This window comes from Shewanella sp. 1311 (assembly GCF_059338235.1).
The window spans coordinates 1,624,667-1,648,284 of sequence record NZ_CM181686.1 but is presented as its reverse complement, the minus strand read 5'-3'; the positions used below and the strand labels follow the sequence as shown (position 1 = coordinate 1,648,284).

Sequence of the window (23,618 nt, the reverse complement as noted above, 5' to 3'; positions counted from 1 at the left end):
GTGCCTAAGACATATCAGCCCGACCCGCTCATTGATGTTTTTCTTGATGATCTCTGGTCGAGCAAGGGACTGAGTGACAACACGTTATCGGCCTATCGCACCGATCTGCGCCATTTTGATCGTTATCAAGCTCAGCAAGGGGTAACGCTGCTTGCGGTTTCTCAGGCCGATGTCAGAGCGTATTTAGCCTTTAGAGTCGAGCAGGATTTTGCGCGCACCAGTAGTGCTCGGCTGCTCAGTAGTTTGCGGCGTTTCTATACCTATTTAGTGCAGACCAAGCAGATTTCAGCCGATCCTATGGCCCTAGTCGAGTCGCCTAAATTAACCCGCCATTTACCCGATTCATTGAGTGAATCACAGGTCGATCGCTTGTTGTCTGAGCCCAATGTGGAAGATGCCGTCGAATGTCGTGACAAAGCCATGCTAGAGCTGTTGTATGCCACAGGCCTGAGGGTGAGCGAGCTCGTTGGCCTAACGATGGAGCAGATGAGCCTGCGCCAAGGCTTAGTGCGCATTGTGGGTAAGGGCGGCAAAGAGCGTCTCGTGCCACTGGGTGAATTAGCGATTACCGAAGTCGAGAGCTACATGAAGTTTGCCCGCCAAGAGTTGCTTGGCAATAAACAATCCGATGTGGTGTTTCCGTCAAAACGCGGGCAGATGATGACGCGGCAAACCTTTTGGCATCGAATTAAGTTGTATGCCCTTCGTGCGGGGATTGAAACCGCATTATCACCGCACACATTACGCCATGCTTTTGCTACCCATTTGCTCAATCACGGTGCCGATCTGCGGGTAGTGCAATTGCTGTTAGGCCATAGCGACCTGTCGACCACGCAGATTTATACCCATGTGGCGCGGGCAAGGTTGCAGGAATTGCATCAACAGCATCATCCAAGAGGCTGAAAAAGGATTTAGTTACAGCATAAATTTGCTTTCCGCGCGGCTTGTCTGTAACTTTTTGCCACCATACGGGGTCTATTAAGTATATCGCGTTTGAACGACCCCAAAATCTCCTCGTCGAGACCCAATTTATAGGATGTCCCATGAAGTTAACCCGAGCATTATCTTTAATTTTTGCCCTTGTTGTAGCTCCTCTTGCTCACGCCGCAACAGCGACCTCGCCAGATACCGCTGCTATTAAGCAAAAACTGACTGAGATGTTGGATGTTGAAGTCATTTCTATGCAGGATTCGCCGATTGAGGGTTTGTATCAAGCCATGACCAACCGCGGCGTGCTCTATATTAGTCGTGATGGTTCAAAACTGTTCCACGGCAGTTTGTATGACCTAGATAAAGGCATGAAAAACCTAACGGAAGCGGCATTAGCTGGCCCACGTTTAGAAATGATGAAGCCGCTTGAAGACCATATGTTGGTTTACAAAGCCAAAAATGAAAAACACGTGGTCACTGTATTTACCGACGTCAGCTGTGGTTATTGCCGTAAATTGCACAGCCAAATGGCCGATTACAACAAGCTTGGCATTACCGTGCGTTACTTAGCCTTCCCGCGTGCGGGCGTGCCGTCAGCCAACGCCGACGAAATGCAAGCCATCTGGTGTGCTAAAGATCCATTAAAAGCCATGACAGACGCTAAAGCGGGCAGCAAAGTGGCCGCAGCAACATGCGATGCTAAAATTGCCGAGCAATATGCTTTAGGCACCACCTTTGGTGTGAATGGTACGCCTGCAATCGTGTTAGAAGATGGCAATATGATCCCAGGTTATCAACCCCCTGCGGACTTATTACGCACCTTAGAAGCGCGTCAGTAACAGTCAAAATAGTAAAATTTATCCCACGAAAGGTGAGCTTAAGGCTCACCTTTTTGTTATCTTATCGCCACGATTTCATGAGAGTTTGAGTCCCTTGATCCATAAGATTGTCCGTCGCCCAACCGTTGATGATAGCCATTTACCTGCTCATCTTTCGCCGCTATTGAAGCAGCTTTACGCTCGCCGCGGTGCGCTCACCCACGAATGCGAACTTGTCCTTAAGGGTCTATTAAGACCTGAAACCATGAAAGGCCTGCCCGAAGCTGCGGCGCTAATTGCCGATGCCATGCAGGCGAATAAGTCGATTTTGATCGTCGGTGATTTTGATGCCGATGGCGCGACCTCAACCAGCGTATGTATGCTGGCGCTACGGATGATGGGCGCAGTTAAAGTGGACTATTTGATCCCCAATCGCTTCGATTACGGTTACGGCTTAAGCCCTGAAATTGTTGCGGTTGCGGCGTCTAAACAGGCTGAAATGCTGATCACTGTCGATAACGGTATTTCATCGATTGATGGCGTTGCTGCGGCCAAAGCCTTTGGCATGCAAGTGGTGATTACCGACCATCATTTACCCGGCCATGAGTTACCTGCTGCCGATGCGATAGTGAATCCGAATCAACCCGATTGCCCCTTTGCGAGTAAATCGATTGCCGGTGTCGGTGTCGCCTTTTATTTGATGACAGCATTAAGGGCTGAACTGCGAACGCGAAACTGGTATCAAACGCGCGGTATTGCTGAGCCTAATTTAGGGACGCTGCTCGATATCGTTGCCCTCGGCACAGTCGCCGATGTGGTATCGCTAGATGCCAATAATCGCATTTTAGTCGAAGCAGGTTTGCAGCGCGTGCGAGCGGGTCGTTGCCGTGTGGGGATTACCGCGCTGCTTGAAGTCGCGAAGCGAAATCCTGCGCGTATTGTTGCATCCGACTTTGGTTTTGCCGTGGGCCCAAGGCTTAATGCCGCAGGCCGGCTGGATGAAATGGCGCTTGGGGTCGAAACCTTACTCTGTGAAGACATGATGTACGCGCGGCGTATGGCGGCCGAGCTCGATGGGTTAAACCAAGAGCGTCGTGAGCTGGAAGTCGGCATGCAGCAGGAAGCCTTAAAAAGCCTTGAGCACTTAAAGCTCAACGAAGACGAGTTACCTTGGGGTATCGCGCTATTTCAAGAAGATTGGCACCAAGGCGTCATTGGTATTTTGGCCTCGCGCATTAAAGACAAATACCACAGACCCGTGATCGCCTTTGCCGATGCCGGCAATGGTCAAATTAAAGGCTCGGCGCGTTCAATCAAAGGCTTGCATATGCGCGACTTGCTCGAGCTGGTCAACACGCGCCACCCAGGACTGATTATCAAGTTTGGCGGTCATGCGATGGCGGCGGGCTTATCACTCAAAGCTGGCAGTTTTGCGACATTTGCCAAAGCCTATGATGATGCGGTGCGTGAACTGCTCAAACCTGAACTGCTAACTGGCGAGCTGTGGTCCGATGGTGAACTCACTCCCACGGAACTGAATCTTGAGATGGCCCAGTTACTGCGCAATGCTGGGCCTTGGGGACAAGCCTTTGAAGAGCCACTGTTTGATGGCTATTTTACGATAGTGCAGCAACGCCTCGTCGGCGAGCGCCATCTTAAGCTCGTGCTCGAAACCCAGTGCGGCACTGTGATGCTCGATGCGATTGCTTTTAATGTGGATTTACACACTTGGCCCGATGCGACCATTCACCATGCTCGTATCGTTTATAAGCTTGATGTGAATGAGTATCGCGGTAATTTCTCGCTGCAACTCATGGTTGAGCAGATTGAAGCTATGTAGTTGCTGTAATGAATAACGTGGTTATAGCCTAGATATTGAATGCCAAATGCTGCACTTAATTGGTGATAAAAGGGAGTTGAGTCATGCCGACATATAGTGTGAGTTGTGATCAAGCGGAAATGGATTTTGAGGTTATTCATGGTTTTATCAGTAACAGCTATTGGGCGCAGGGCATGCCAAAGGCATTGTTGCGCAAAGCGCTAGCCAATAGCCTGTGTTTTGCTGTGCTTGATAGTGAAGCTAAACAAGTGGCTTTTGGCCGCTTAATCACAGATAAAGCCACCTTTGCCTATCTTGCCGATGTGTTTGTACTTGAGTCGCACCGTGGCTTAGGCTTAAGTAAGTTAATGATGACATCAATTATGGAACATCCTGATTTACAGGGATTAAGGCGCATAATGCTCGCCACCCGCGATGCCCATGGACTCTACGCCCAGTTTGGTTTCAACGCTGTCGATACGCCTGAAACCTTAATGCAAATTCGGCTTGAGAATCCCTACCTTTAGGCTAGATTTTATTGACGTAAATTCTATAAATATCAAGATAAGGACATCTGTTATGACAGGAAAAAATCACCCAACGACAGTAGCAGATAGCGTAAAAGTGAAAGGCCCCGCATCTTATTTCCCTTCTATCGAGAAAACCTATGGTCAGCCGATCGCCCACTGGCTAACGCTTTTGCAAGGTCTCGAAGGCAAAAAGCATATGGAAATGGTGGCTTGGCTTAAGCGTGAGCATCAACTTGGTCATGGGCATGCCAATGCGCTGGTGGCGTATTTTATTAACGAAAAAAGTCGATAGCGGTACCTAGCATGACACAATTACAATATGCCTATCTTGCCAGTTTTTCTGTTTCGTCTGCCTTTCTTAATTGGTTACTTGATGGGCAAGTGCCTTGGGTGAGGCTGCTTTGCTTAATCTTGTTGCTTTCAACCATGGGATTTGCCTGTTTGTACCATAGTTTAAAGCGTTCGATAAACTCACCAGACTCGAAATAAATCCTATTAAAAACAAGAAGCCAGCGTGCGCTGGCTTCTTAGCTTATGCGGTTAATTTTTAACGATTAGGCCGCTTTCGTATCTGTGGTTTTCGTCTCGGCGATTTCTTCATCGCTGTGACGAATTAAGTAATCAAATGCGCCCAGTGATGCACTCGCGCCGCTGCCCATGGCAATGATAATTTGCTTGAACGGCGTGTCAGTGACATCGCCTGCCGCAAATACTCCAGGGATGGATGTTTGACCGCGGGCATCGACAACGATTTCCCCACGTGGTGTCAGTTCAACCACACCTTTTAGCCACTCGGTATTCGGCACTAGCCCAATCTGTACGAAGATACCTGCAAGTGCGACATGGTGACTCTCGCCTGTTGCTCTGTCTGTGTAGTTCAGGCCATTAACCCGAGTACCATCGCCAGTCACTTCTGTGGTCATGGCTTGGGTAATAATCTTGATGTTACCCATAGACGCTGCTTTACGTTGTAGCACATCGTCGGCGCGTAGGGTTTTATCAAACTCCAGCACAGTCACATGTTCTACTATGTTGGCGAGATCGATAGCCGCTTCGATACCTGAGTTACCGCCGCCAATTACCGCCACACGCTTGCCTTTAAATAACGGGCCATCGCAATGTGGGCAGTATGCGACACCTTTACCACGGTATTCTTTCTCGCCGGGGACGTTCATTTCACGCCAGCGTGCCCCTGTGGCTAACAATACGGTGCGGCTTCGTAATTTAGCGCCGCTAGCCAGTTCAAGCTCGAACAAGCCATCTGTGCCTAACGACACGGCTTTTTGGTTGTCCATTATGTCGACTTCGTAGTCTCGTACATGGGCTTCAAGGTTTGCCACTAGCTTGGGACCTTCGGTCGCTTTGACCGAAATAAAGTTCTCGATACCAACGGTTTCAGCCACTTGGCCGCCAAACTTATCGGCAACAATACCAGTGCGAAGGCCTTTACGTGCGGCATAAATAGCTGCCGCTGCGCCCGCTGGGCCGCCGCCCACCACTAAGACTTCAAATGGCGCTTTTTCATTAATTTCATCGGCTTTGCGGCTTGCGGCATTGGTATCCAGTTTATTGAGGATCTCGCCAATGCTGATACGACCGGCTGCAAACACTTCGCCATTTAAGTAGACAGAAGGCACGGCCATAATGTTACGGCTCGCCACTTCGTCTTGGAACAGGGCGCCGTCGATCATCACGTTGGTGATATTCGGGTTAATCGCCGCCATCATGTTCAGTGCCTGTACTACGTCTGGGCAGTTTTGGCAGGTCAGTGAGACGTAAGTTTCAAAGACATATTTGCCCGGCAGATTGCGGATCTGCTCGATAATGTCATCGCTGAGTTTGATTGGGTGTCCACCCGTGTGCAGTAAGGCCAACACAAGTGAGGTAAATTCGTGACCCATAGGCAGACCAGCAAAGCTGATTTGCGTATTAAGTTGTGGGTTTATCACTGTCATCGCCGGGGTGCGTTCGCCCTGAGTTTCTTTCAGGCTCACCAGAGAAGATAGGCTGACAATGTCTTGCGCTAAACTTTTTAATTCTTGAGACTTTTTGCTCTCATCTGCAGACACGACAAGTTCAACTGGTCTCTTGAGGTTTTGCAGATAGGTTTGCAGTTGATTTTTTAAATTCGCATCTAACATGTGATGACTCCAAAATCGCGTAAAAGGGAGAGATAAGGGGGCCAGTCTAGGCCCTTGCAGGGGCGGGCTTAATCCTTTGCTGCGTGGCGCTACAACTGTGTTGGCTGTAACGCCAATCAGCTTGGGACGCTAGACTGGCGGGGTTGACGCTTTGGGCTAAATTAGATTTTGCCAACTAGGTCTAAAGACGGTGCTAATGTGTCGTCACCTGGTTGCCATTTAGCTGGACAAACTTCGCCATCGTGAGTTGCAACATATTGAGCTGCTTGAATTTTACGAACTAGCTCTTGAGCGCTACGGCCGATGCCTAAATCGTGAACTTCGCTGACCTTGATTTGGCCTTCTGGGTTAATCACGAAAGTACCACGCAGTGCTAAACCGTCTTCTTCAATCATCACGCCGAAGTTACGGCTGATAGTGCCTGTTGGGTCAGCCAGCATTGGGAAGTTGATCTTCTTGATGGTGTCTGACGTGTCATGCCAAGCTTTGTGAGTGAAGTGAGTGTCGGTTGATACTGAGTAAACTTCAACTCCCATGCCTTTCAGTTGCTCGTAGTAATCAGCCATGTCGCCTAATTCAGTTGGGCAAACAAAGGTGAAGTCAGCAGGGTAGAAGAATACAACTGACCATTTACCTAACAGGTCTTGTTCCGTTACTGGAACGAACTCACCATTGTGATACGCAGTGGCTTTGAATGGTTTGATTGTGCTGTTGATAATTGATTGAGTCATTTTATGCTTCCATTTAGTTGATGATTGCTTAAGTTCATAACAGGACATTTGCTTACGTCCTGTCGATGTGAAGCATATTACCGACTCGCTTAAAATTAAGATAACGGATAAAAACTATTATCCTAATCGATTTAATCGAATTCTAATGCGATTCGGTCGGACTCAATCGGTTTTTCCACGGTTGCTGCGGGTTGGCGTGCTTGGGATTGGATCTGGATTGTATGCGATGACTTTTCAGTGGATAGATTGAGCTAAATCTCAGGCATAAAAAAGGGATATCAATGATATCCCTTAAATATAAATTCAATTAAAACAAGGCCGCGTTGCGAATGCCGAGGTGTTCGGCAAGTGAGCTGTGATTACTTAACCTGAACTCGGGATAACGAGTGTCGAAAAATCTAAATTTAACAAAACTAAATCAATGCTATAAATGATTAGTTTGAAAAGAAAATCTATTTCCTGACTGAATGCGCAGATTTTTGCGCATATCAAGGCGCTCTGTCGTACGCCATAGCGAGCTATGGTTAGACAGAGCAACGCAGAGAGGCCCGAAAAGATGCCTATTCAGCGGCTCTGCTTATCCCGAGCTCAGGTTACTTAGCTTTAGGTTGAGTTAACCAAGTGCTGAGCAAGCGCACGCCGTAACCTGTGGCGCCCGCAGGCACAACGGCGGTATCGGTGGCGGTTAAGGCATTACCCGCGATATCGAGATGTGCCCAAGGCTGTTCGCCCGCAAAGCGTTTTAAGAACATGGCCGCAGAGGAAGCGCCCGCGCTGCCTTCTTTACCTGTGTTTTTCAGATCTGCGATAGTGGATTTAAGCTCATCATCGTAGGCTTGATCTAAGGGTAGACGCCATACTTTCTCGCCAACCTGTTGTCCCGCATAGGTTAACTGCTGAACCAAGGTCTCAGAGTCGGTAAACAATCCCGCATATACGCTGCCGAGTGCGCCGACTTTAGATCCCGTTAAGGTCGCGACATCCACTATGATGGAAGGCTTATAGTTTTCTCTGGCATACCAGAGGCCATCGGCCAGCACTAAGCGACCTTCGGCATCGGTATTAAGCACTTCAACGGTGAGCCCTTGGGCAGTTTTAATCACATCCCCTGGGATCATTGCGTGGCCAGAGATCATGTTCTCCGCCATCGGCATAATCGCGACTACGTTGACTGGTGCCTTTTGGAGTGCCATGGCTTTGATGGTGCCAAGCACAGTGGCTGCGCCCGCCATGTCTGACTTCATCCGTGCGATAGAAGTGCCCGTCGCCTTAATGTTGTAACCGCCAGAGTCGAAGGTGATACCTTTACCGACCAGTGCGATTGGCGCATCTTTGCTGCCCGGCCAATGGGCGACCACTAACTTAGGTGGGCGTTCGCTGCCTTTACCTACTGCCGCCAAGGCGCCCAGTTGTAGGCGTTCGATATCTTTAGCTTCTAATACTGTGACTTTAACGCCGAGGGATTTGAGTTTTCTCGCCTCATTGGCAAAGCTGTCGGGATACATAATGCCCGCGGGCGCATTGGTGAGATCGCGTGCTAAAAACACTCCAGCTTCAACCGCTTGCAGGTTTTTATGGTGTTTCTGGTTGCCACTTAAATCATCGACGGCGATTTGGTAGTTCTTCTCGGCATGGGTACTCGCCTTGAACTGAGTGTAGCGATAACTGCGCAGTTCAATACCGTGGGCCAGCTCTGAGGCAAATAACGGCGCGGCCGTTAAACCTTGGGTGAGTACGCGTACTGTAGCTTGGGGAACAGTATCGAGTTTGGCAGCAACATTACCGCCGATTGTATTGATATCACCGGGCGTTAGGTTTTTTGCATCGCCAATGCCGACCAGTAAGACCCGCTTAGCATCGATTTCGCTGGGCACTAAAATCTCGAGGATTTCACCTTGTTTACCGGAAAAGCTGTTATCTGCCGTCGCTAGGTTTAATTGGTCTTGGGTTGACTGAGGTAAAAAATCGATCCCATAGGTAGTAGTATCAGCGCTTTGGAATAGCACTAATGTATCTGAATTCAGTGAGCTACGAGTGTCAAAACTAAAAATCTCGGCGTTAGCATTGAGAGAGTTAAGGCACGCCAGAGCCATAACGCTTAACATAAATTTGTGCTTATTTTTCATGGTGACAGCTCATATCATAGGAGTGTGAGAAGAATATCAAAGCTCAGCCTTAGGGTTAACTAATTTAAGCTATTTTGCTGATATTAATATTAAATCCAAGGCCCAAAGCGTGTCAGTGATCGCTCAAGGGCAAAACCTAATTGTTGCGACAAAGATTGAGCCTGACTTTTTAGGGCCGACGTGCCTAAAAGCTGTGGCGATTGGCTTGCAAATATCACCCAATTACCGCCGCCAGTGAGACAAGCATTCACATGGGCAAAGTGCTGTTGTAAGTCGGCTAATAATTCGCGATTTTGGCTATGCTCTTTCCAACAGTTCAGCACTAAATAACCGTTGGGTTTAATGAGGTTAGTGCATTGCTCAAGGAATACTGGCGAAAGCTGTCCCGTTTCAACGCCTTTGGCTGTGTAGATATCGGCAAAAATCACATCGACTTTTTTATGATCGCCTGCGGCCAAAAAGGCGATGGCATCATCATTGATAAGATTCAGTTTTTTACCTATCGGCAGTTGAAAATAGCGCTTAGCTAACTCAATCACCGCGGGGCGTAATTCCACCGCCGTTAACTTTATTGCCGCGTCGAAATTGCGCAGAGAATGGATAATCGAGCCGCCGCCTAAACCTAATACGATGGCGCTCTTGGGCTTACAAAACAGCAAAACCAACAACATGGCTTGCACATAAGTGTGCTGGGGAATGTGGGGCGCAGCCTTGAGTATTTTACTCTGCTCGTCGTTATCCCCAAAGGACAGGATCCGTGAGTCGTCGTAATCGATTACGCGGATAGGGCCTAGTGCGTCTTGGGTTTCATGTAAGAGGGTAGAGTCGGCCATATTGGATTTATTACTCGGTTTAGCTGTTTGGCTCGCTTGCACAGGCTATAACTGCTCGCGCAAAAAAGTTAGAATTCAGACAGTTTTAGTTAATTGAGCCGCTATTATGACAAATCAAATCCTGCTTGCCTGTATTTATCTTGCAGTGTTTCTCTTTTTACAGCGCGCCTTAACCCATTGGGTGAGAAAACTGGCGCAAATGAAGCAAGTGAGTGTGGCGCGGACCAGTTTAGTGACCCGTTTTATTTCCTATGTGATGTTTTTTATTACCTTGTCACTGATGGCTGTATCGCTTGGGCTGGGCTATCAAGATGTGTCGCTATTCGTGTCATCTGCCTTCGCTGTAATGGGCGTGGCATTAGTCGCCCAGTGGTCGATATTGAGTAACTTAACCGCAGGCGTGCTGATCTTTTTCGTGTTTCCTTACCGTATCGGCGAGCGTATTCGAGTGGTTGATAAGGATGAAGATATTAGCGGCGTGATCATCGAAATCGCGTTATTCCATGTGCTGATCCATCGCGATAATGGCGATACCATTACTTATCCCAATAACTTGATGCTGCAAAAGGCAGTGTTAAAGCTAGCCGATCAGACTCCCTTAGCCGAACGTCAGGCGTTACTCGAAGGCAAGAAGAAGTTTGATCCTGAGTAGTGCATATAACGACGCAGCTGTGTATTGATTATCGAGCTGTGCTGAGTGCTCGCGGGCGCTCTCAGTCCTATTATCGTCTCATTAGGTGTGTTTGCTTACGTACTATTGATGAACAAATAGCAACTGACTAACCTGTAGCGGCGCACGATGAGATGAATAAAATCGCTATTGCCGTTCTAGTCACTCAACTAGCTCCCAGCTAACACTTAACTAACAACTAAATAAGACTCAACTCAGGCTTAATCGATAGCGCTTGAGTACAAGATTATCAACAACCCAATACAGGCCAGATAGGGATAGCAACAAGGTCAGTATGCCCAGCAGCCAGCTAAAGGGGTTGTTGAAGCTGCCTTGATTGAGGTAATCCATAAAGTGCAATTTAAACATCAAGTCGGCGATATCTGTGTGGTCATTTTTATGGCCAACTAATTCGCCATTAACCGCATTGATGTAAATCCGCGTCGACAGCTCATCATCCATACCTATTTGCCACAGTGAATTGCACTGGGTTGGCCATTCGCTAATGGGGGCTGAGATTTGCTTAACTTGGGTAATCTTGCCTGGGCCGGTGTAACTTTCAAGCGCCAGTTGTTGTGCGCTTTGTTTATCAATGAGTAAGACATTGCCTGTATAAGCATCAATCAAGGTTTGCTGCTGGCACTGGTGTGCATAGCGCTGCACCTTGGCATCGAGTAAATATACGGGTTGACCTGCGAGCGCCATTAATGTCAGGCTTTCTACTTGAGTGTGCTTAGCTAGCAAGGGAGTTATATCTACAAGCTTTTGTGGCTCAAACGCTTGCCTTTGCGGCTTAGGATGATGGCTCAGCTGGTACTCCATTCCCTTGAGTTCATCATGGGGCGTCAAATTGAAATAGACCCCAGTAACCAGCCAAAGTAGCAGTTGAATGCTAACTATGGCACCGAGCCAATAGTGAGCGATTTTGACCCAGCGTTTGAAGCGTTTACTTTGAGGCTTAGGCTTAAGTTTAAGATTCGGTATCATCTCAGATACCTCCTTCTGCGCTGCCAAAGTAAAACGAAGCCAGCTAATACAGCCACAATAGAGACTAGAGCCGTGCTCAGTAGTAGAAGATTGTCGATGGCTTCACCTTCGTCGTAATCCATAATGTGCCATTTCCAAAAGAGATCGAATAAACGCCAATAGTCATGTCTACGCGTGACTAACTCTCCCGTTGTCGCTGATAGGTAAAGGCTTGTAGCAGTGCTATCGTTAAAATCCATTCTCCAAACTGGCAAGTATCGCGGCGCTAATTCTGCAGGGGCGATATCGGTGAACAGGGTTGCACTAACAAGCTTAGCCTCGACGGCTAAAGACCCGTGATGCTGATAGTTTGAAGCTATCATTCGGGCTTGTTTCTCCGTTATTGAAGGCAATAACTTACCCGAATCTGCGTTCACGAGAATGGACTTATCGTTCAGTTTAATCCGGTAGTAGAGGCTATCAGTAACTGAGGTTAACGTGATTGCTTGAGCCTTGGGGAAACGTTCATAAACCGCTGCCATTGGGTAATGGATCTGGCTGGGATCGATATGCTGGGAGTCTTGCTCTTTAATATGATCGCCACGGATAAACCCAAGATCCATTAAGACGAAATAGCTGCCGGTGACTGACCAGATCCCAATCGGCAGTACCAGCAATAGCATCAACCATCTGTGCAGAAAGTGCGCCGATGAGACTCGTTTAAGTGTGTTAACCCGCTTCAAGTTGATGACTCACCTTTTATTTTGATAACTAATTTAGCCTGCTTGCTTAAGAGGGGCAGCCCCTTAAGCTCAAAGCACTACAGAGCCCATTTCATCCCGACATAGTAACGACGTCCCATTAGGTCGTACGTCATAGTGTTGGTATTACCGTCGGTATAGCTTTGATGATATGGCGCTTGCTTGTCGAACAGATTATCGATACCTGCTGTGAACGCAATATTGTTGTCCATTTGATAATGAACCTGTGCGTTATGGTAAGTGATCGCATCAACTGAGTCGCCTATCTCTCCGGCATTGGCATATTGATCATCCGCCGCGCCGATATATTGAATGTTGTAGCTAAAGCGCCAATTGTCATTAGTGACATCAAAATAGAGGTTTGAGCGCCATTTGGTATAGCTACCATCATAACCAATGGTGCCTGCTCGAGATTCAACGGGGGCGCCGGCGTAGGTTTGCAGATCGTATTGATCTAAATAGCTCAGCTCCCAAGTCGTATTAGTCACAACGCTGCCCATCTCTTTCTGGTAAAACATTGCCATATCAATACCTGAAACCACTTCGTTGGCGGCGTTGCCCAGTTGTGTTTGTAAATAGGTGATGTTGCCTGTCATTGCGTCTCGCACAAAGTGCTCGTCGCTACAGAAAGGATGTGTCATCCCTTTGCTGTCGTAACAGGCGGCTAATTTGCTCGAACCATTGACTGAGTTAATGGCGTTATCAATCTCAATTTTGTAGTAATCGAGCGTGATATTGAGCCCTTCAATAAACCCCAAATCCCAAACAATACCGGCTGTAAAGGTATTGGCTTCTTCTGGTTCAAGTTCAGCATTGCCACCACGGTCGGTTAATATTGTGCCTTCTTGTTTATAATTCGTTGGCACGTTTGATGCCATACAATTAGCGTATCGATTCGAGCTAGGGTCGAGCTTGGTCCACTCGCTACAAGGATCTGTGGTATTCATGGAACCTTGATCTATGCCGCCAAACAACTCAGGAATATTCGGTACTCTGAATGCCGTTGATTGGGTGGCCCGCAGCGTCACTGCGTCATTGATGACCCACAGCAGCCCCATTTTATAATTGGTATCGCCACCGAAGGTATCAAAATAGGAATATCGCAACGCCGCAGTTAATTCGACCGACTTGGCAAAGAGCAGGCCGCTTAACATAGGTAACAAGGCTTCAAGATAGATTTCGTCGGCAGTATAACGACCATCAATCGGATCTTGCTGGGCAGTGTTTGCTTCACCACTGATTTTAAGTGGGTCAGGATTATTCCATCCTTTCTCGTTTCTGTGTTCTAGTCCTGCGGCAAAACTCATCATGCCCGCGGGTAACTGCCATAGATCGCCCGTGATATTCGTTGTTAGGCTAAACTGCTCATTGCCGCCGCTATCACGCATATTAAACAGAAAATAGTCCAGCATTTCAGGTGTGAGTGAGCCTGCTCCCCAAAAGTCTGCGCAGGGGACATTGGGATCAAGATGACAACTGCTATAGTCTGTCGCCTCGGCAAGACGAGCCTTATTAATGACATTGGTCACTTCATAGGAACCACGGTTACTGCCGAAGTTAACCGCAGCATCCCATTGCCAACCGTTGTCTAAATCCCCTCTAAAACCTGTCACTAAGCGCCAAGTATCCGCTTGAATATTAAATTGTCGGGGCGCTTCAGCCAGTCTGCGACTCTGGAGCAGAAAGTCTGCATCGGTCGGATTTGACTCATGCCAAGCAGGAATGACTATTCCTGACACCGATTGCGGGGTTGCGGGTAATTGTGAGCTACGGTGAGTGTACATGGCCTCAGCAAACACTTGGCTGCTCGCCGTTAAGTCATATTCACCGTAGGCAAACAGATTGACTCGCTCGTTAGGTTGAACCGCATTAAAATACTGATAAGTATTATCTTTATGGCTACTTGTGTATGGGGCGCTTCCCGTTGGCAACAGCATTAACGGATCGCCGATTGGATTACCATTGGTATCAATGAAATGGCCTCTGCCTCCCGGCAGCGCCGAGCTACCGCCACACACTAGCTCACCATTAACCTCCTCAAGCGGACAAGGTGCGCGACTCAGCATATCGACGGCTTGGGTTTTATCGTAACTCATCGCCACATATGCACTGCCACGCTCACCTATATGACCGAGGGCAAGGTCGAGCTTGTACTGTTCACCATCATTTTGCTCGGTTATGCCCGTTCGTGCTTGAAACTCAACCCCTTCGATTTGTTGCCGAGTGATAATATTGACCACGCCTGCAACCGCGTCGGCACCATAAATGGCGGATGCGCCATCTTTTAAGACCTCGATTCGTTCAACCACGCTAATGGGAATAGTATTAAGATCAACGGAGGAGTTTGCCCCAGAGCCACTGTTCAGCATACGTCGACCATTGAGCAGTACGAGTGTGCGATTCACCCCTAATCCACGCAGATTAACTTGGGTTGAACCATAGCCACCTTCAGTCCAATAGGCATTTGTTTGATTACCCGCAAACCCCGCAGAGGCCGTCATTCTTTGCAGCAATACCTCAACTGAGGTGGCACCGGTTTTCTCGATATCTTGCGCGGTAAAAACGGTCATAGGCGCGGTGGAAGCCATCTCTTCCCTTTGAATTCGACTCCCTGTAATGGCTATTCTTTCGATAGCCGTGGGAGTCGATACTTGAGGTTTAATTGCAGATGCTGGCAACATTGCTTCAGTTTCGGCTTCGGCTGCTATCCCTGAAAACGTGGCCATGCTGGCTAGGGTTATTGCCATTGAAGTCATTACTGCGGAGCGGGTCATAATAAGCCTATGAAAGGTCTGTTTAAATAATGGTATGTTTTATATAGGATTAAGTGGGTATCTCAATAAAAACTCAACGACCTGCGACACTGTGTCACACCCCTAATGCGCGGTTTATAATAAAGTGCTGATATAATCGCCGCTCACTAAAGGTTTGGAAGTTCAACCATGTGGGCCCGCAGCGTGTTTTTTGTTTTACAGATATGATGATTCGGCATGGCGTAAATGGGAGGATAAGAGCATGCAAGCGCAAGTACAGAACAAGTTTGAACGCTATCCTGAGCATATAACACCCTTGCTATTACGGATCCGAACTTTGGTTTTTGCGATTGCTGAAGCGCAGGATTTAGGTGCGGTGGAAGAAAGCTTAAAATGGGGCGAGCCGAGTTATTCAGTTAAAAATGGCAGCACAGTAAGATTTGATTGGAAGCCTAAATATCCCGAACAATACTGCCTATTCTTTAATTGTAAAACTAAGCTGGTTGATACATTTCGAGAGCTACATTCCCATGCGCTGCAGTTTGAAGGGAATCGAGCCATAGTGTTAAGTATCCATGATCCCTTGCCAATAACCGCAATTTCTCAATGTATTGAATTATCGTTGAAATACAAAAGTATCAAACATCTACCTTTACTAGGTGCTTAGTTTCATTAAATAAAAAGATGATGAATCACTAAAACCATAATGTTTATTAAGGTTTTAGCTTGCTTCAGTGAGCGTGTTTTAGTGGTTTATTAAACGTAAATAGTGCGGCGAGTTAAGTCTTTTCGGACAACCCGCCACACTATTTGAGCGATACAATAAAGGTTTAACGATGTAATTAAAGATTGCTGACTTTTTGTGGTAAGCCGTTTCAAAGCTAATTATCGCAGCACCCTGTGAAAAAACGCTACCGCTTGCAGGTACATTTGCAGCGCGAGTGCGGGATCGTAGCGTTCGCCTTCATCACGCATAAAGGCGTGTTGGGCGTTGACTTCAAGCCAAGTGAAGTTACGGTTCAGCGCCATTAATTGCTGGTGGATTAACACTCGGCCTTCCGCTGATACATGGGGATCTTGCTTACCAAACACTAACACTAATTCCCCTTGAATATCACCGCTGCGGCTCAGAGAGCCATTGCCGTAGGCGCAGGGCAGGGTGTTGGAGTGAATGTCAGTCGGATAGAGACAAAATGCACCTAAAATAGCGGGGTTGAGTGCGGCGCGGTAGGCTAAGTGGCCGCCGATACACACGCCCATGCTGCCCACTTTGCCATTGCAGTAGGCTTGTTGATTGGCAAAGTCGATGAGCGCTTGGGTGTCGCTGTCGTGGTGTTCTAAAGGTTTCGCAAATTTATCGGCGTTGCCTTTGTCTTTACCCGGTTCATCGTAGGCGAGCACTGTGCCTAAAGGATTGAGTTCATGGAACACTTCCGGCACAAACACGACAAAACCGTGGCCAGCAAGAATTGTCGCAGTGCGCGCAATAGGTGCCGTTTGCTGAAATATCTCGGAATAAAAGATGATGCTTGGGAATTGCCCCTGTGCTTCTGGGCGGTAGATATAGGTGCGCATTAGCCCTGAAGGCGTGGAGATATCCTGAGTTTCCTGAGTGACTAACATATTTAGTTCTCTCTGTGAGGCTTCAAACGTTGAAGCCTCACTTTAGCAGTCAGGATTTTATCTGTCAGTTAAAACAATTCGTTACCTGAGCGTTCCCCTGCACATAGCGCTTTTACATTGCTCAAGGTTGTTTGGGCGATGGCGCCTAAGGCTTCTTCGGTGAGGAAGGCTTGGTGACCGGTAAAAATCACGTTATGGCAGGCAGATAATCGACGGAATACATCGTCTTGAATGATCTCATTCGATTTGTCTTCGAAGAATAAGCCTTTTTCGTTTTCGTACACATCGAGTCCGAGTGAACCTATTTGGCCGAGTTTTAAGGCTTCCATCGCATCAAAGGCATTGAGTAAACCACCGCGACTGGTGTTGATCACCATGACGCCGGGTTTCATCTTGGCGAAGCTGGCTTGGTTGAGTAAATGGCGGTTATCGGCCGTGAGCGGGCAATGCAAGCTGATGATATCGCTGTTGGCATAAATCGCATCGAGATCTTGATATTCAACATCTAGCGCAACAACCGCTGGATTGATAAAGGGATCGTAGGCGATGACTTTACAGCCAAAACCGAGCAAGACTTTAATGGTGGCCACGCCGATTTTACCCGTACCAATTACGCCGACGGTTTTGCCGAACATGTTAAAGCCGACTAACCCCTCGAGGGAGAAGTTGGCATCGCGGGTGCGTTGGTAGGCTTTGTGGATTTTGCGATTCAGCGTCAACATCAGCGCGACTGTGTGTTCGGCCACGGATTCAGGAGAATAAGCGGGCACATTGACGACTTGCATGCCTAAGCGTTTAGCGGCAACTAAATCGACGTTGTTAAAGCCAGCGCAGCGCATGGCGATAATTTTTGTGCCACCCTTAGCGAGTTCGACAAGGACTTCTTCACAGAGTGAATCGTTAACGAAGGCACAAACGATTTCAAACCCTTCAGCAAGTTTCACTGTTTGCATGCAAAGGCGATAATCGAAATACTCAATTTGTGCACCAAACGCGGCATTTGTGCGGTTAAAATGCTGCATGTCGTAATGTTTTGCGCTAAAGAATCCAATTCTCATTTCAGTCACCTAACGGATTTTGATGTAGTTATCAGCCAAAGAGTGTAAGTGAGTTAGGGCTTTTTGTCCTTAGCCTTAGAAAATTGACTATTAAAAGAGTGAGCTTTGTCATCAATTAGCTAAAACGCTTGATAAAAAAAGCGAGCCCTGATGACTCGCTTATGGATTGACTAGCAGTGCTTGAGTTATTCAAGCTAGGGCTCTCATATTTAAAACCGTGCTTTGAGAGTCAAGGGTTAGTCCGTTAACCCTTATACGGTTTGTGACTAGTGATCTTTAGCGAATTTAGCCGCTTCAGCACCGGCGATACGGCCGTAGGTCACAATGTCAGATACTGCGTTACCGCCTAGACGGTTAGCACCGTGAACACCGCCAGTCACTTCACCTGCGGCATATAAGCCTTGGATTGGTTTACCGGTTTTTTCGCTCTTCACTTCGGCTTTAGTATCAATCACAACGCCACCCATAGTGTGGTGAACAGCGGGTGCGATTTCTAATGCGTAGAAAGGTGCAACTGCTAATTCGCGTGGTAGGTTTGGACGTTCAAATTGCGCATCCTTACCTGATTTCACGAAACCGTTGTATGCCGTGATGGTTTTAGCCAGTTCAGCGGCGGGCACATCGATTTGTTTTGCTAACTCTTCGACAGTTTTGCCTTCTTTAACAATGTTCAGATGCACATAACCTTCAATCGCTTTTAAGCTCTTACGGATTGAGTCATCGAACACTAGATAAGCACTTTCGCCTTTTTGTTGCAGAATCGCGGCAGACGCTTTATCACGGGTAGTGATTTCGTTCATAAAGCGGTTACCTTCACGGTTAACCACGATAGCACCGTTACCACGTACCGCTTCGGTGATCATCACGCCACCTGCTGGTGAGTAAGTTGGGTGAGCTTGAATGAACTCTAAATCGCGAGTTGCTGCGCCAGCTTGTTGTGCTACGTCTAAGCCATCACCGGTTGCACCTGGGTGGTTAGTGGCTTTAAAGCCTTTTAACTTAGGATCGTATTTAGCTACGCGGTCGTTGTTTTTCGCAAAACCACCGGCAGCAATAACCACTGCATCGGCTTTGATTATGTAGTAGCCAGTGTATTCGCCTTTAACGAGTACGCCAGTCACATTGCCTTTCGCATCTTCAAGAATACGGACAACACGGCTGTTTAAGCGGATGTCAGTACCACGTTTTACTGCGTTGTCCCACAGTACTTGCGCTACGTGTGCACCTACGCCAGCACCACCGGTTGGGCGGTGACTACGGTTAACACTTGCACCACCCATACGGCCCACGTCAGTCATGTCGGCACCCATAGAGGTTAACCAATCGATAGAGTCAGATGAGTTATTTGCAAGCACTTTCACTAATTCAGGATCGTTAATGTTACGGCCACCTTTCATGGTGTCGTCGATCATGATTTGTTTCTTATCTTCAATACCTAACTTAGTTTGCGCCTTCGTTTCGGCAGCGTTCATACCGCCAGCGGCCAACTTAGTGTTACCACCTGGGACAGGTTCTTTTTCGAGCAGAATCACTTTCGCGCCAGCATCACGGGCAGAGACGGCAGCAGCAAGGCCTGCACCACCTGAACCGATAACAACCACATCAGTGGTTTCTTTTACGCCAGCAGCAATGGCTTTATCCTGTGCTGCTTTGTCTGCATCAACAGGAACAAACTTACGTTCCCATTTACCGCCGTAAGGCATATCGAAGCCGAAGCTGTGGCAAGCATCGCAATAGGCGACTGATTTTTCATGACCTTTATGGCAGCTCGTACAAGCAATTTCGCCAATCAAGTGAGATTTATGGGGTGAGACTTTGTCTTTAGGTGCGGCGGCGGCCAGTTCTTTTAAATCGCCGTGGCAGCTAACGCATTGGGCATTTTCATGGCTAAGGTTGTCATCACTGACGCCACCTTTGTCTGAGACGTGGCAGCTGTCGCAACTGCCCATTTCACCGTGAAAATCGGCTAGCACTTCTGGTGCAGCATAGGCAGTTCCTGCCATTGCGCCAGAGATCAGCATGGCTAGTGCTGTTTTTTGAATCTTTCTTGTGAACATGGTAGTTCCTCCGCCGTACATTCATCTACTTAATAAGGGTTATTCATCGTGGCGTGATATTTATTTTTTACGTCATTCACGCACTGTTAGAGCATTCTCCATTTGCAAATTTATCACTATCTAAAGAGGTATATATGTGTTCAGGTCACATAACCTTTGTTACAACGGAAATAACATATTTAAAATGTGCAATAGTGCGGAAAATATGAATCAAGTTGAAGCTAATCACTGATTGAATGCGGTATAACTTGCGCGAGTTAACATGTTGAATGGATTGGATTTAACTTTATGAAATAAAAGTGGTATTGATTGTGGGTTTTGCGAGGTATTTTATCTATTTGTATTTTATAGATATTATAATGTGACTTTGCATATTAATAATTTCAATTATTTATTTTTGAGTATTCTATAAATAATGTTATTTATCCAGCCTTTATTGTATAGAATTATATTATTAGTTTAGTTAAATGTTACGTAGTTGATTCTTAAGGGGATGTAATGCAGAAACAAGGCATATCAGAAAAACGTTTTTGGATTCAACGTTTGAGTAAAACCAGTTTAAGGGCATTGCATATTTTAGGAATAGTCGGTGTTGGCGGTGGCATTTTATTAAGTGTAGATAAAACGCAATGGCTGAATTATTGGTATCTCGCCATGACGACGGGCAGCATATTAATGTTGTGGGAAATTGTGCGTGATTGGCGTTGGTTAATTCAGCTTAAGGGTGTGTTAACCTTAGTAAAAGTAGGCTTACTTGGTCTGTTTGTACCCTTGGCTAATTTCAAGCCTGAGCTGTTAATTGTGATACTCTTTTTGTCCGTGATTGTGTCCCATGGTCCTGCTGGACTGAGGCATTATTCTATTGTGCATCGTCGGCAAATCGACTCGAAAAAAGAAATTAAGGGCTAATTCTAATGTCTGTAATCCATGCGCCAATCGTGACACCCGCAGCCTTAATCACTGAGTTTGCTTGGCCTGTTTCTCGCTTCGATGGACTTAAAGTGCTCGATCTTGCCTGCGGCTCTGGGCGTAATGGCTTGTGGTTTTTAGCGCAAGGGGCTGAGGTGACATTTATCGACAGAGATTTGTCTGCCATGTCGCACATTGAGCATGTGAACGCCCGCAAATATCAATGGGATTTAGAAGCCGAGGCTGCGCCATCGCTACCGATTGAAGAGTACGACATAGTGTTAGTATTCAATTATCTGCATCGGCCATTATTGCCGCAAATTGCCAAGGCGGTTAAGACTACAGGCCTTACCGTCTATGAAACCTTTACCACACAACAGGCTGAGAGTGGGCGGCCACGTAACCCCGATTTCTTACTCACTGAAAATGAACTCAAATCAGTGTTTGCTAACTGGCAACCTTTACATTACTTTGAAGGTCGATTATGTGATCCGCAGTCCACTCACAGCAGTTATAAAGCACAGTTGATTGCGCGAAAACCTAAAACGTAAGTTTACCGATTGAGACTCAAGAGGTCGTAGGATGTTTCCCTATCCAGAGCAATATCGCATTGCAACACCACCGCTAACGACCGCTGTCATGGTGGCTTGGGCTTTATTAAGTCATAGCCTGTTTTCCGATGCCAGCCCTGTCGCTCTGTATCCGCTATTAGCCCTGTTCCCGCTGGTAATTGGATTACACTTGTATTTGATTTGGTTAGCAAAAGGAATGGGACGACTCGATCAGTTTTTCTATGCCTTAGTGCATATCCCACTGGCGTTCGTGGTGTGGACATTTACAATTATGCATGTGAATGGCAACGCTTTTTCTTAAATTCGCCTGACGTTTTATAGAAAAATAACAAAAAAAAAGCGCCCTGATAATCAGAGGCGCTTTTTTAAATGCTGTATTGCTAACAATTAGGCCGTAGTGTTGATGTTGTGGCCTGCATTACCTACCGGTTTTGGCGCCGCAGCTGCAATTAAATCTACCGCGATTTTACCTTCGGCTTTTTGCTGCTCTTTGGCTAATTGAGCAACCTTAACGCCAACTGCACCATTTTCTAGATTAGGTGCGATAGCTTGGGTGTTCAGTGAAATAGACATAACTAACCTCGATTGTAAGCTGGATCCCTTTATCGGCAAACCCAAGGTTAACTTTAGTCGTTAGCCATAAATTTGCCAATCATCCATTATTTCACCAATTATTTAGCCAATTGTTTCGCCAATTACTTAGCCTTGGCCGAGAACAGTTTGCGGCCGATGACAATAATGGCTGTAATCCCCAATGAGCCTAAGATCAACCCCAGTGCCAGCGCCACATTTTGCAGTGCGGTAGGGTCGATAACCAGCGCGATACCCATACCCAACATCATCACACCTGACATGAGTTTTAGGGCTTGGCCTTCTTTTTCAGTCAGTTTACGTTTACCTAAGGTCGCGCTGAAGACGATAACGATAATCGCCAGCGGGATCACGTAAACAATGTTATATAAAACCAAATACATATAGCGTTCAATGTCTGGCAGATTGTGCATAGAGAGCACGCTGGTGTAGATCATCGGGAAGCCCGCGGTGCAGAGCAGTTCATAGGCGTTGGCGAGGACTGCTAGTACGGTCGATCCAATAAGTAAGGCACCTAAGCTACTCGAATTTGACAGTTTACCCATGCGCTTTATCAAGCTCGTCCGGTTTTCTGCCGACATCGACAGCGTCACTTCCCCCTTAGTAAAGAAGTAATCTTTGATGTTGATGACTCCAGCGATTAAGGCTAAACAACCCGCCGCTAAGATGATCATGCCGCCATCACTGCCTGCGCCCAACAGCTGGAAGATGTTCAGCCATGCGGTCATAAATAGGAAATAGATAAAGCCAGAGAAGAACACGAAAATCCCGCCGACGAGTAACATGCGGCTGCGACTCTTAGCATTAACCATGATCGACAATAAAAACAGTAAAACGAAGAAAGCGCAGGGGTTAAAGGCATCCACGCCTGCGAGCACTAAGGTGAGCAGCGGCAAAGACATAGTCTCAGGTGTCACTACGCCCACTAAAGGTAACTCAACGGGCTGCACTTCAGATTGCACTGGTGATGCTTTTCTAGCGTCACCCAAGCTGGTGGCATCGCAGGTGCCTTCGCCAGTATCTGTGCCGCAGGTGCCAAATAGCGGCGCATCGGTTTCTGTACTCGCGCTCGTACTGACAACGCCTTTGGTGGGCAAGTCCGCTTCGCTGAGTTTACCGCCAAGGGATAAATAGCAATTTTTCAGTCGATTGACGAGAAACTCGCCGGTGACTGCTTCGCTCGAATAGCCCACCACGGCTTTTTCGCAGCTGGCCATATAGGGCACAGAACGCGCCTCTGTCGTAGTTTTTGCGGCGATAGTTTGCCAAATATCCTGCACGCCTGGAGCTGACACCATATGGGATTCGAGTTCAATCCAAGGGTATTTTTGCGGTAATGAATCAATAAAAGGATGGGCCTCTGCACAATGTGGGCAGGTTTTGGACCAGAAGAAATACAGTTTAATTTTGAGCTCACCCTGAGCATTCACATAATGCCAAGTTTGATCCGCTGAGCTTGCTGGCGCTGTTTCGGCCCAGCTCGGGATGGAAAAGGCAAAAAGGAATAATAGGGAGCAAAACAGCGAGATTTTAGATAGATATTTTGTCATAGCGCCTCCCACTGAGAGTGGGTTTAAGTATCGTCAAACGGTTCGATTAACTCTTACTCTACTTAAATCAATCATTTTGATTAAATTAGATATTAAGAAGTGTTAGTTAACTCGCGAATAACAATTTTTTGGGAACTGAAACAAGTTTATCTTTGGTAAACGTTTAGCTAGGGCAGAAAT

Annotated in this window: 22 protein-coding genes; 10 read left to right on the top strand and 12 right to left on the bottom strand. The window is 47.1% G+C overall.

Going from position 1 to position 23,618, the window contains the following annotated elements; translation table 11 throughout:
• The 5 genes from xerD to AC5YB3_RS07490 all read left to right on the top strand — a co-directional run bounded on the left by xerD (position 1) and on the right by AC5YB3_RS07490 (position 4,389).
• Positions 1–903 carry a site-specific tyrosine recombinase XerD gene (gene xerD / locus AC5YB3_RS07510; protein WP_006080351.1) on the top strand — a complete coding sequence of 301 codons (903 nt, stop codon included), beginning with the start codon at positions 1–3 and terminating at the stop codon, positions 901–903.
• A 140-nt stretch (positions 904–1,043) separates the two neighbouring features.
• Entirely contained in the window at positions 1,044–1,769 is a 726-nt protein-coding gene (gene dsbC / locus AC5YB3_RS07505) for a bifunctional protein-disulfide isomerase/oxidoreductase DsbC (RefSeq protein ID WP_006080352.1), read from the top strand.
• A 94-nt stretch (positions 1,770–1,863) separates the two neighbouring features.
• Positions 1,864–3,588: a single-stranded-DNA-specific exonuclease RecJ gene (gene recJ, locus AC5YB3_RS07500; RefSeq protein ID WP_041411287.1), complete on the top strand. Its 1,725-nt coding sequence runs from the start codon at positions 1,864–1,866 to the stop codon at positions 3,586–3,588.
• Between the two features lie 83 nt (positions 3,589–3,671).
• A complete protein-coding gene (locus tag AC5YB3_RS07495) occupies positions 3,672–4,094 on the top strand; it encodes a GNAT family N-acetyltransferase (RefSeq protein WP_006080355.1) in 423 nt (140 codons plus the stop codon).
• A 52-nt stretch (positions 4,095–4,146) separates the two neighbouring features.
• A complete protein-coding gene (locus AC5YB3_RS07490) occupies positions 4,147–4,389 on the top strand; it encodes a DUF4287 domain-containing protein (protein ID WP_432370077.1) in 243 nt (80 codons plus the stop codon).
• Positions 4,390–4,651: 262 nt separating this feature from the next.
• On the opposite strand, the gene ahpF is transcribed toward AC5YB3_RS07490, so the two are convergent.
• The 4 genes from ahpF to AC5YB3_RS07470 form a co-directional block, all read right to left on the bottom strand.
• Complete coding sequence (gene ahpF / locus AC5YB3_RS07485) at positions 4,652–6,238, bottom strand: alkyl hydroperoxide reductase subunit F (RefSeq protein WP_494526872.1); 1,587 nt, start codon at positions 6,236–6,238, stop codon at positions 4,652–4,654.
• Positions 6,239–6,399: 161 nt separating this feature from the next.
• Positions 6,400–6,969, bottom strand: coding sequence for an alkyl hydroperoxide reductase subunit C (gene ahpC / locus AC5YB3_RS07480; RefSeq protein ID WP_006080359.1), 570 nt, complete (start codon positions 6,967–6,969; stop codon positions 6,400–6,402).
• Between the two features lie 593 nt (positions 6,970–7,562).
• Positions 7,563–9,095 (bottom strand): leucyl aminopeptidase, encoded by a 1,533-nt coding sequence (locus tag AC5YB3_RS07475; RefSeq protein WP_259569339.1) that lies wholly within the window; start codon positions 9,093–9,095, stop codon positions 7,563–7,565.
• Between the two features lie 89 nt (positions 9,096–9,184).
• Positions 9,185–9,928: a spermidine synthase gene (locus AC5YB3_RS07470; RefSeq protein WP_037390879.1), complete on the bottom strand. Its 744-nt coding sequence runs from the start codon at positions 9,926–9,928 to the stop codon at positions 9,185–9,187.
• Between the two features lie 106 nt (positions 9,929–10,034).
• Here AC5YB3_RS07470 and AC5YB3_RS07465 point away from each other — a divergent pair, with 106 nt between their 5' ends.
• On the top strand, positions 10,035–10,580 hold the full coding sequence (locus AC5YB3_RS07465) for a mechanosensitive ion channel family protein (RefSeq protein WP_006080363.1): 546 nt from the start codon (positions 10,035–10,037) through the stop codon (positions 10,578–10,580).
• Positions 10,581–10,808: 228 nt separating this feature from the next.
• Here AC5YB3_RS07465 and AC5YB3_RS07460 read toward each other — a convergent pair whose 3' ends face one another.
• The 3 genes from AC5YB3_RS07460 to AC5YB3_RS07450 all read right to left on the bottom strand — a co-directional run bounded on the left by AC5YB3_RS07460 (position 10,809) and on the right by AC5YB3_RS07450 (position 15,099).
• Positions 10,809–11,585 (bottom strand): PepSY domain-containing protein, encoded by a 777-nt coding sequence (locus AC5YB3_RS07460; RefSeq protein WP_494526871.1) that lies wholly within the window; start codon positions 11,583–11,585, stop codon positions 10,809–10,811.
• Positions 11,582–12,247 carry a peptidase gene (locus AC5YB3_RS07455; protein ID WP_494527172.1) on the bottom strand — a complete coding sequence of 222 codons (666 nt, stop codon included), beginning with the start codon at positions 12,245–12,247 and terminating at the stop codon, positions 11,582–11,584. Before AC5YB3_RS07455 ends, AC5YB3_RS07460 begins: the two co-directional genes overlap by 4 nt.
• A 137-nt stretch (positions 12,248–12,384) precedes the next feature.
• Entirely contained in the window at positions 12,385–15,099 is a 2,715-nt protein-coding gene (locus AC5YB3_RS07450) for a TonB-dependent receptor (RefSeq protein WP_494526870.1), read from the bottom strand.
• A gap of 241 nt (positions 15,100–15,340) precedes the next feature.
• On the opposite strand from AC5YB3_RS07450, the gene AC5YB3_RS07445 reads away from it, so the two are divergent.
• Positions 15,341–15,745 carry a DUF1801 domain-containing protein gene (locus AC5YB3_RS07445; RefSeq protein ID WP_220591020.1) on the top strand — a complete coding sequence of 135 codons (405 nt, stop codon included), beginning with the start codon at positions 15,341–15,343 and terminating at the stop codon, positions 15,743–15,745.
• 218 nt (positions 15,746–15,963) lie between these two features.
• On the opposite strand, the gene AC5YB3_RS07440 is transcribed toward AC5YB3_RS07445, so the two are convergent.
• From AC5YB3_RS07440 to fccA, 3 genes are all read right to left on the bottom strand, one after another.
• A complete protein-coding gene (locus AC5YB3_RS07440; RefSeq protein WP_494526869.1) occupies positions 15,964–16,701 on the bottom strand; it encodes a dienelactone hydrolase family protein in 738 nt (245 codons plus the stop codon).
• 68 nt (positions 16,702–16,769) lie between these two features.
• Complete coding sequence (locus AC5YB3_RS07435; protein ID WP_063884133.1) at positions 16,770–17,759, bottom strand: 2-hydroxyacid dehydrogenase; 990 nt, start codon at positions 17,757–17,759, stop codon at positions 16,770–16,772.
• 266 nt (positions 17,760–18,025) lie between these two features.
• On the bottom strand, positions 18,026–19,816 hold the full coding sequence (gene fccA, locus AC5YB3_RS07430) for a fumarate reductase flavoprotein subunit FccA (protein WP_259509530.1): 1,791 nt from the start codon (positions 19,814–19,816) through the stop codon (positions 18,026–18,028).
• 498 nt (positions 19,817–20,314) lie between these two features.
• Between fccA and AC5YB3_RS07425 the strand changes: the two genes are divergently transcribed.
• The 3 genes from AC5YB3_RS07425 to AC5YB3_RS07415 are packed head-to-tail and all read left to right on the top strand — an operon-like array spanning position 20,315 to position 21,598.
• Positions 20,315–20,725 carry a hypothetical protein gene (locus tag AC5YB3_RS07425; RefSeq protein ID WP_006080374.1) on the top strand — a complete coding sequence of 137 codons (411 nt, stop codon included), beginning with the start codon at positions 20,315–20,317 and terminating at the stop codon, positions 20,723–20,725.
• 5 nt (positions 20,726–20,730) lie between these two features.
• On the top strand, positions 20,731–21,276 hold the full coding sequence (locus tag AC5YB3_RS07420; protein ID WP_411356855.1) for a class I SAM-dependent methyltransferase: 546 nt from the start codon (positions 20,731–20,733) through the stop codon (positions 21,274–21,276).
• A 31-nt stretch (positions 21,277–21,307) separates the two neighbouring features.
• Positions 21,308–21,598, top strand: coding sequence for a hypothetical protein (locus AC5YB3_RS07415; protein ID WP_012090084.1), 291 nt, complete (start codon positions 21,308–21,310; stop codon positions 21,596–21,598).
• Between the two features lie 86 nt (positions 21,599–21,684).
• On the opposite strand, the gene AC5YB3_RS07410 is transcribed toward AC5YB3_RS07415, so the two are convergent.
• Complete coding sequence (locus tag AC5YB3_RS07410; protein WP_006080378.1) at positions 21,685–21,870, bottom strand: hypothetical protein; 186 nt, start codon at positions 21,868–21,870, stop codon at positions 21,685–21,687.
• Positions 21,871–21,992: 122 nt separating this feature from the next.
• Positions 21,993–23,438 carry a cytochrome C biosynthesis protein gene (locus tag AC5YB3_RS07405; protein WP_411356856.1) on the bottom strand — a complete coding sequence of 482 codons (1,446 nt, stop codon included), beginning with the start codon at positions 23,436–23,438 and terminating at the stop codon, positions 21,993–21,995.
• Positions 23,439–23,618: the final 180 nt, after the last annotated feature.

Coding starts and splice junctions, on each gene's coding strand:
- AC5YB3_RS07490 (WP_432370077.1), top strand. CDS start 4,147: ATGACAGGAAAAAATCACCCAACGACAGTAGCAGATAGCGTAAAAGTG.
- AC5YB3_RS07445 (WP_220591020.1), top strand. CDS start 15,341: ATGCAAGCGCAAGTACAGAACAAGTTTGAACGCTATCCTGAGCATATA.
- ahpC (WP_006080359.1), bottom strand. CDS start 6,969: ATGACTCAATCAATTATCAACAGCACAATCAAACCATTCAAAGCCACT.
- AC5YB3_RS07495 (WP_006080355.1), top strand. CDS start 3,672: ATGCCGACATATAGTGTGAGTTGTGATCAAGCGGAAATGGATTTTGAG.
- fccA (WP_259509530.1), bottom strand. CDS start 19,816: ATGTTCACAAGAAAGATTCAAAAAACAGCACTAGCCATGCTGATCTCT.
- AC5YB3_RS07440 (WP_494526869.1), bottom strand. CDS start 16,701: ATGTTAGTCACTCAGGAAACTCAGGATATCTCCACGCCTTCAGGGCTA.
- AC5YB3_RS07415 (WP_012090084.1), top strand. CDS start 21,308: ATGTTTCCCTATCCAGAGCAATATCGCATTGCAACACCACCGCTAACG.
- AC5YB3_RS07475 (WP_259569339.1), bottom strand. CDS start 9,095: ATGAAAAATAAGCACAAATTTATGTTAAGCGTTATGGCTCTGGCGTGC.
- AC5YB3_RS07435 (WP_063884133.1), bottom strand. CDS start 17,759: ATGAGAATTGGATTCTTTAGCGCAAAACATTACGACATGCAGCATTTT.
- AC5YB3_RS07405 (WP_411356856.1), bottom strand. CDS start 23,438: ATGACAAAATATCTATCTAAAATCTCGCTGTTTTGCTCCCTATTATTC.
- AC5YB3_RS07450 (WP_494526870.1), bottom strand. CDS start 15,099: ATGACCCGCTCCGCAGTAATGACTTCAATGGCAATAACCCTAGCCAGC.
- AC5YB3_RS07425 (WP_006080374.1), top strand. CDS start 20,315: ATGCAGAAACAAGGCATATCAGAAAAACGTTTTTGGATTCAACGTTTG.
- AC5YB3_RS07470 (WP_037390879.1), bottom strand. CDS start 9,928: ATGGCCGACTCTACCCTCTTACATGAAACCCAAGACGCACTAGGCCCT.
- dsbC (WP_006080352.1), top strand. CDS start 1,044: ATGAAGTTAACCCGAGCATTATCTTTAATTTTTGCCCTTGTTGTAGCT.
- AC5YB3_RS07455 (WP_494527172.1), bottom strand. CDS start 12,247: ATGCTATTGCTGGTACTGCCGATTGGGATCTGGTCAGTCACCGGCAGC.
- ahpF (WP_494526872.1), bottom strand. CDS start 6,238: ATGTTAGATGCGAATTTAAAAAATCAACTGCAAACCTATCTGCAAAAC.
- AC5YB3_RS07465 (WP_006080363.1), top strand. CDS start 10,035: ATGACAAATCAAATCCTGCTTGCCTGTATTTATCTTGCAGTGTTTCTC.
- AC5YB3_RS07420 (WP_411356855.1), top strand. CDS start 20,731: ATGTCTGTAATCCATGCGCCAATCGTGACACCCGCAGCCTTAATCACT.
- AC5YB3_RS07460 (WP_494526871.1), bottom strand. CDS start 11,585: ATGATACCGAATCTTAAACTTAAGCCTAAGCCTCAAAGTAAACGCTTC.
- AC5YB3_RS07410 (WP_006080378.1), bottom strand. CDS start 21,870: ATGTCTATTTCACTGAACACCCAAGCTATCGCACCTAATCTAGAAAAT.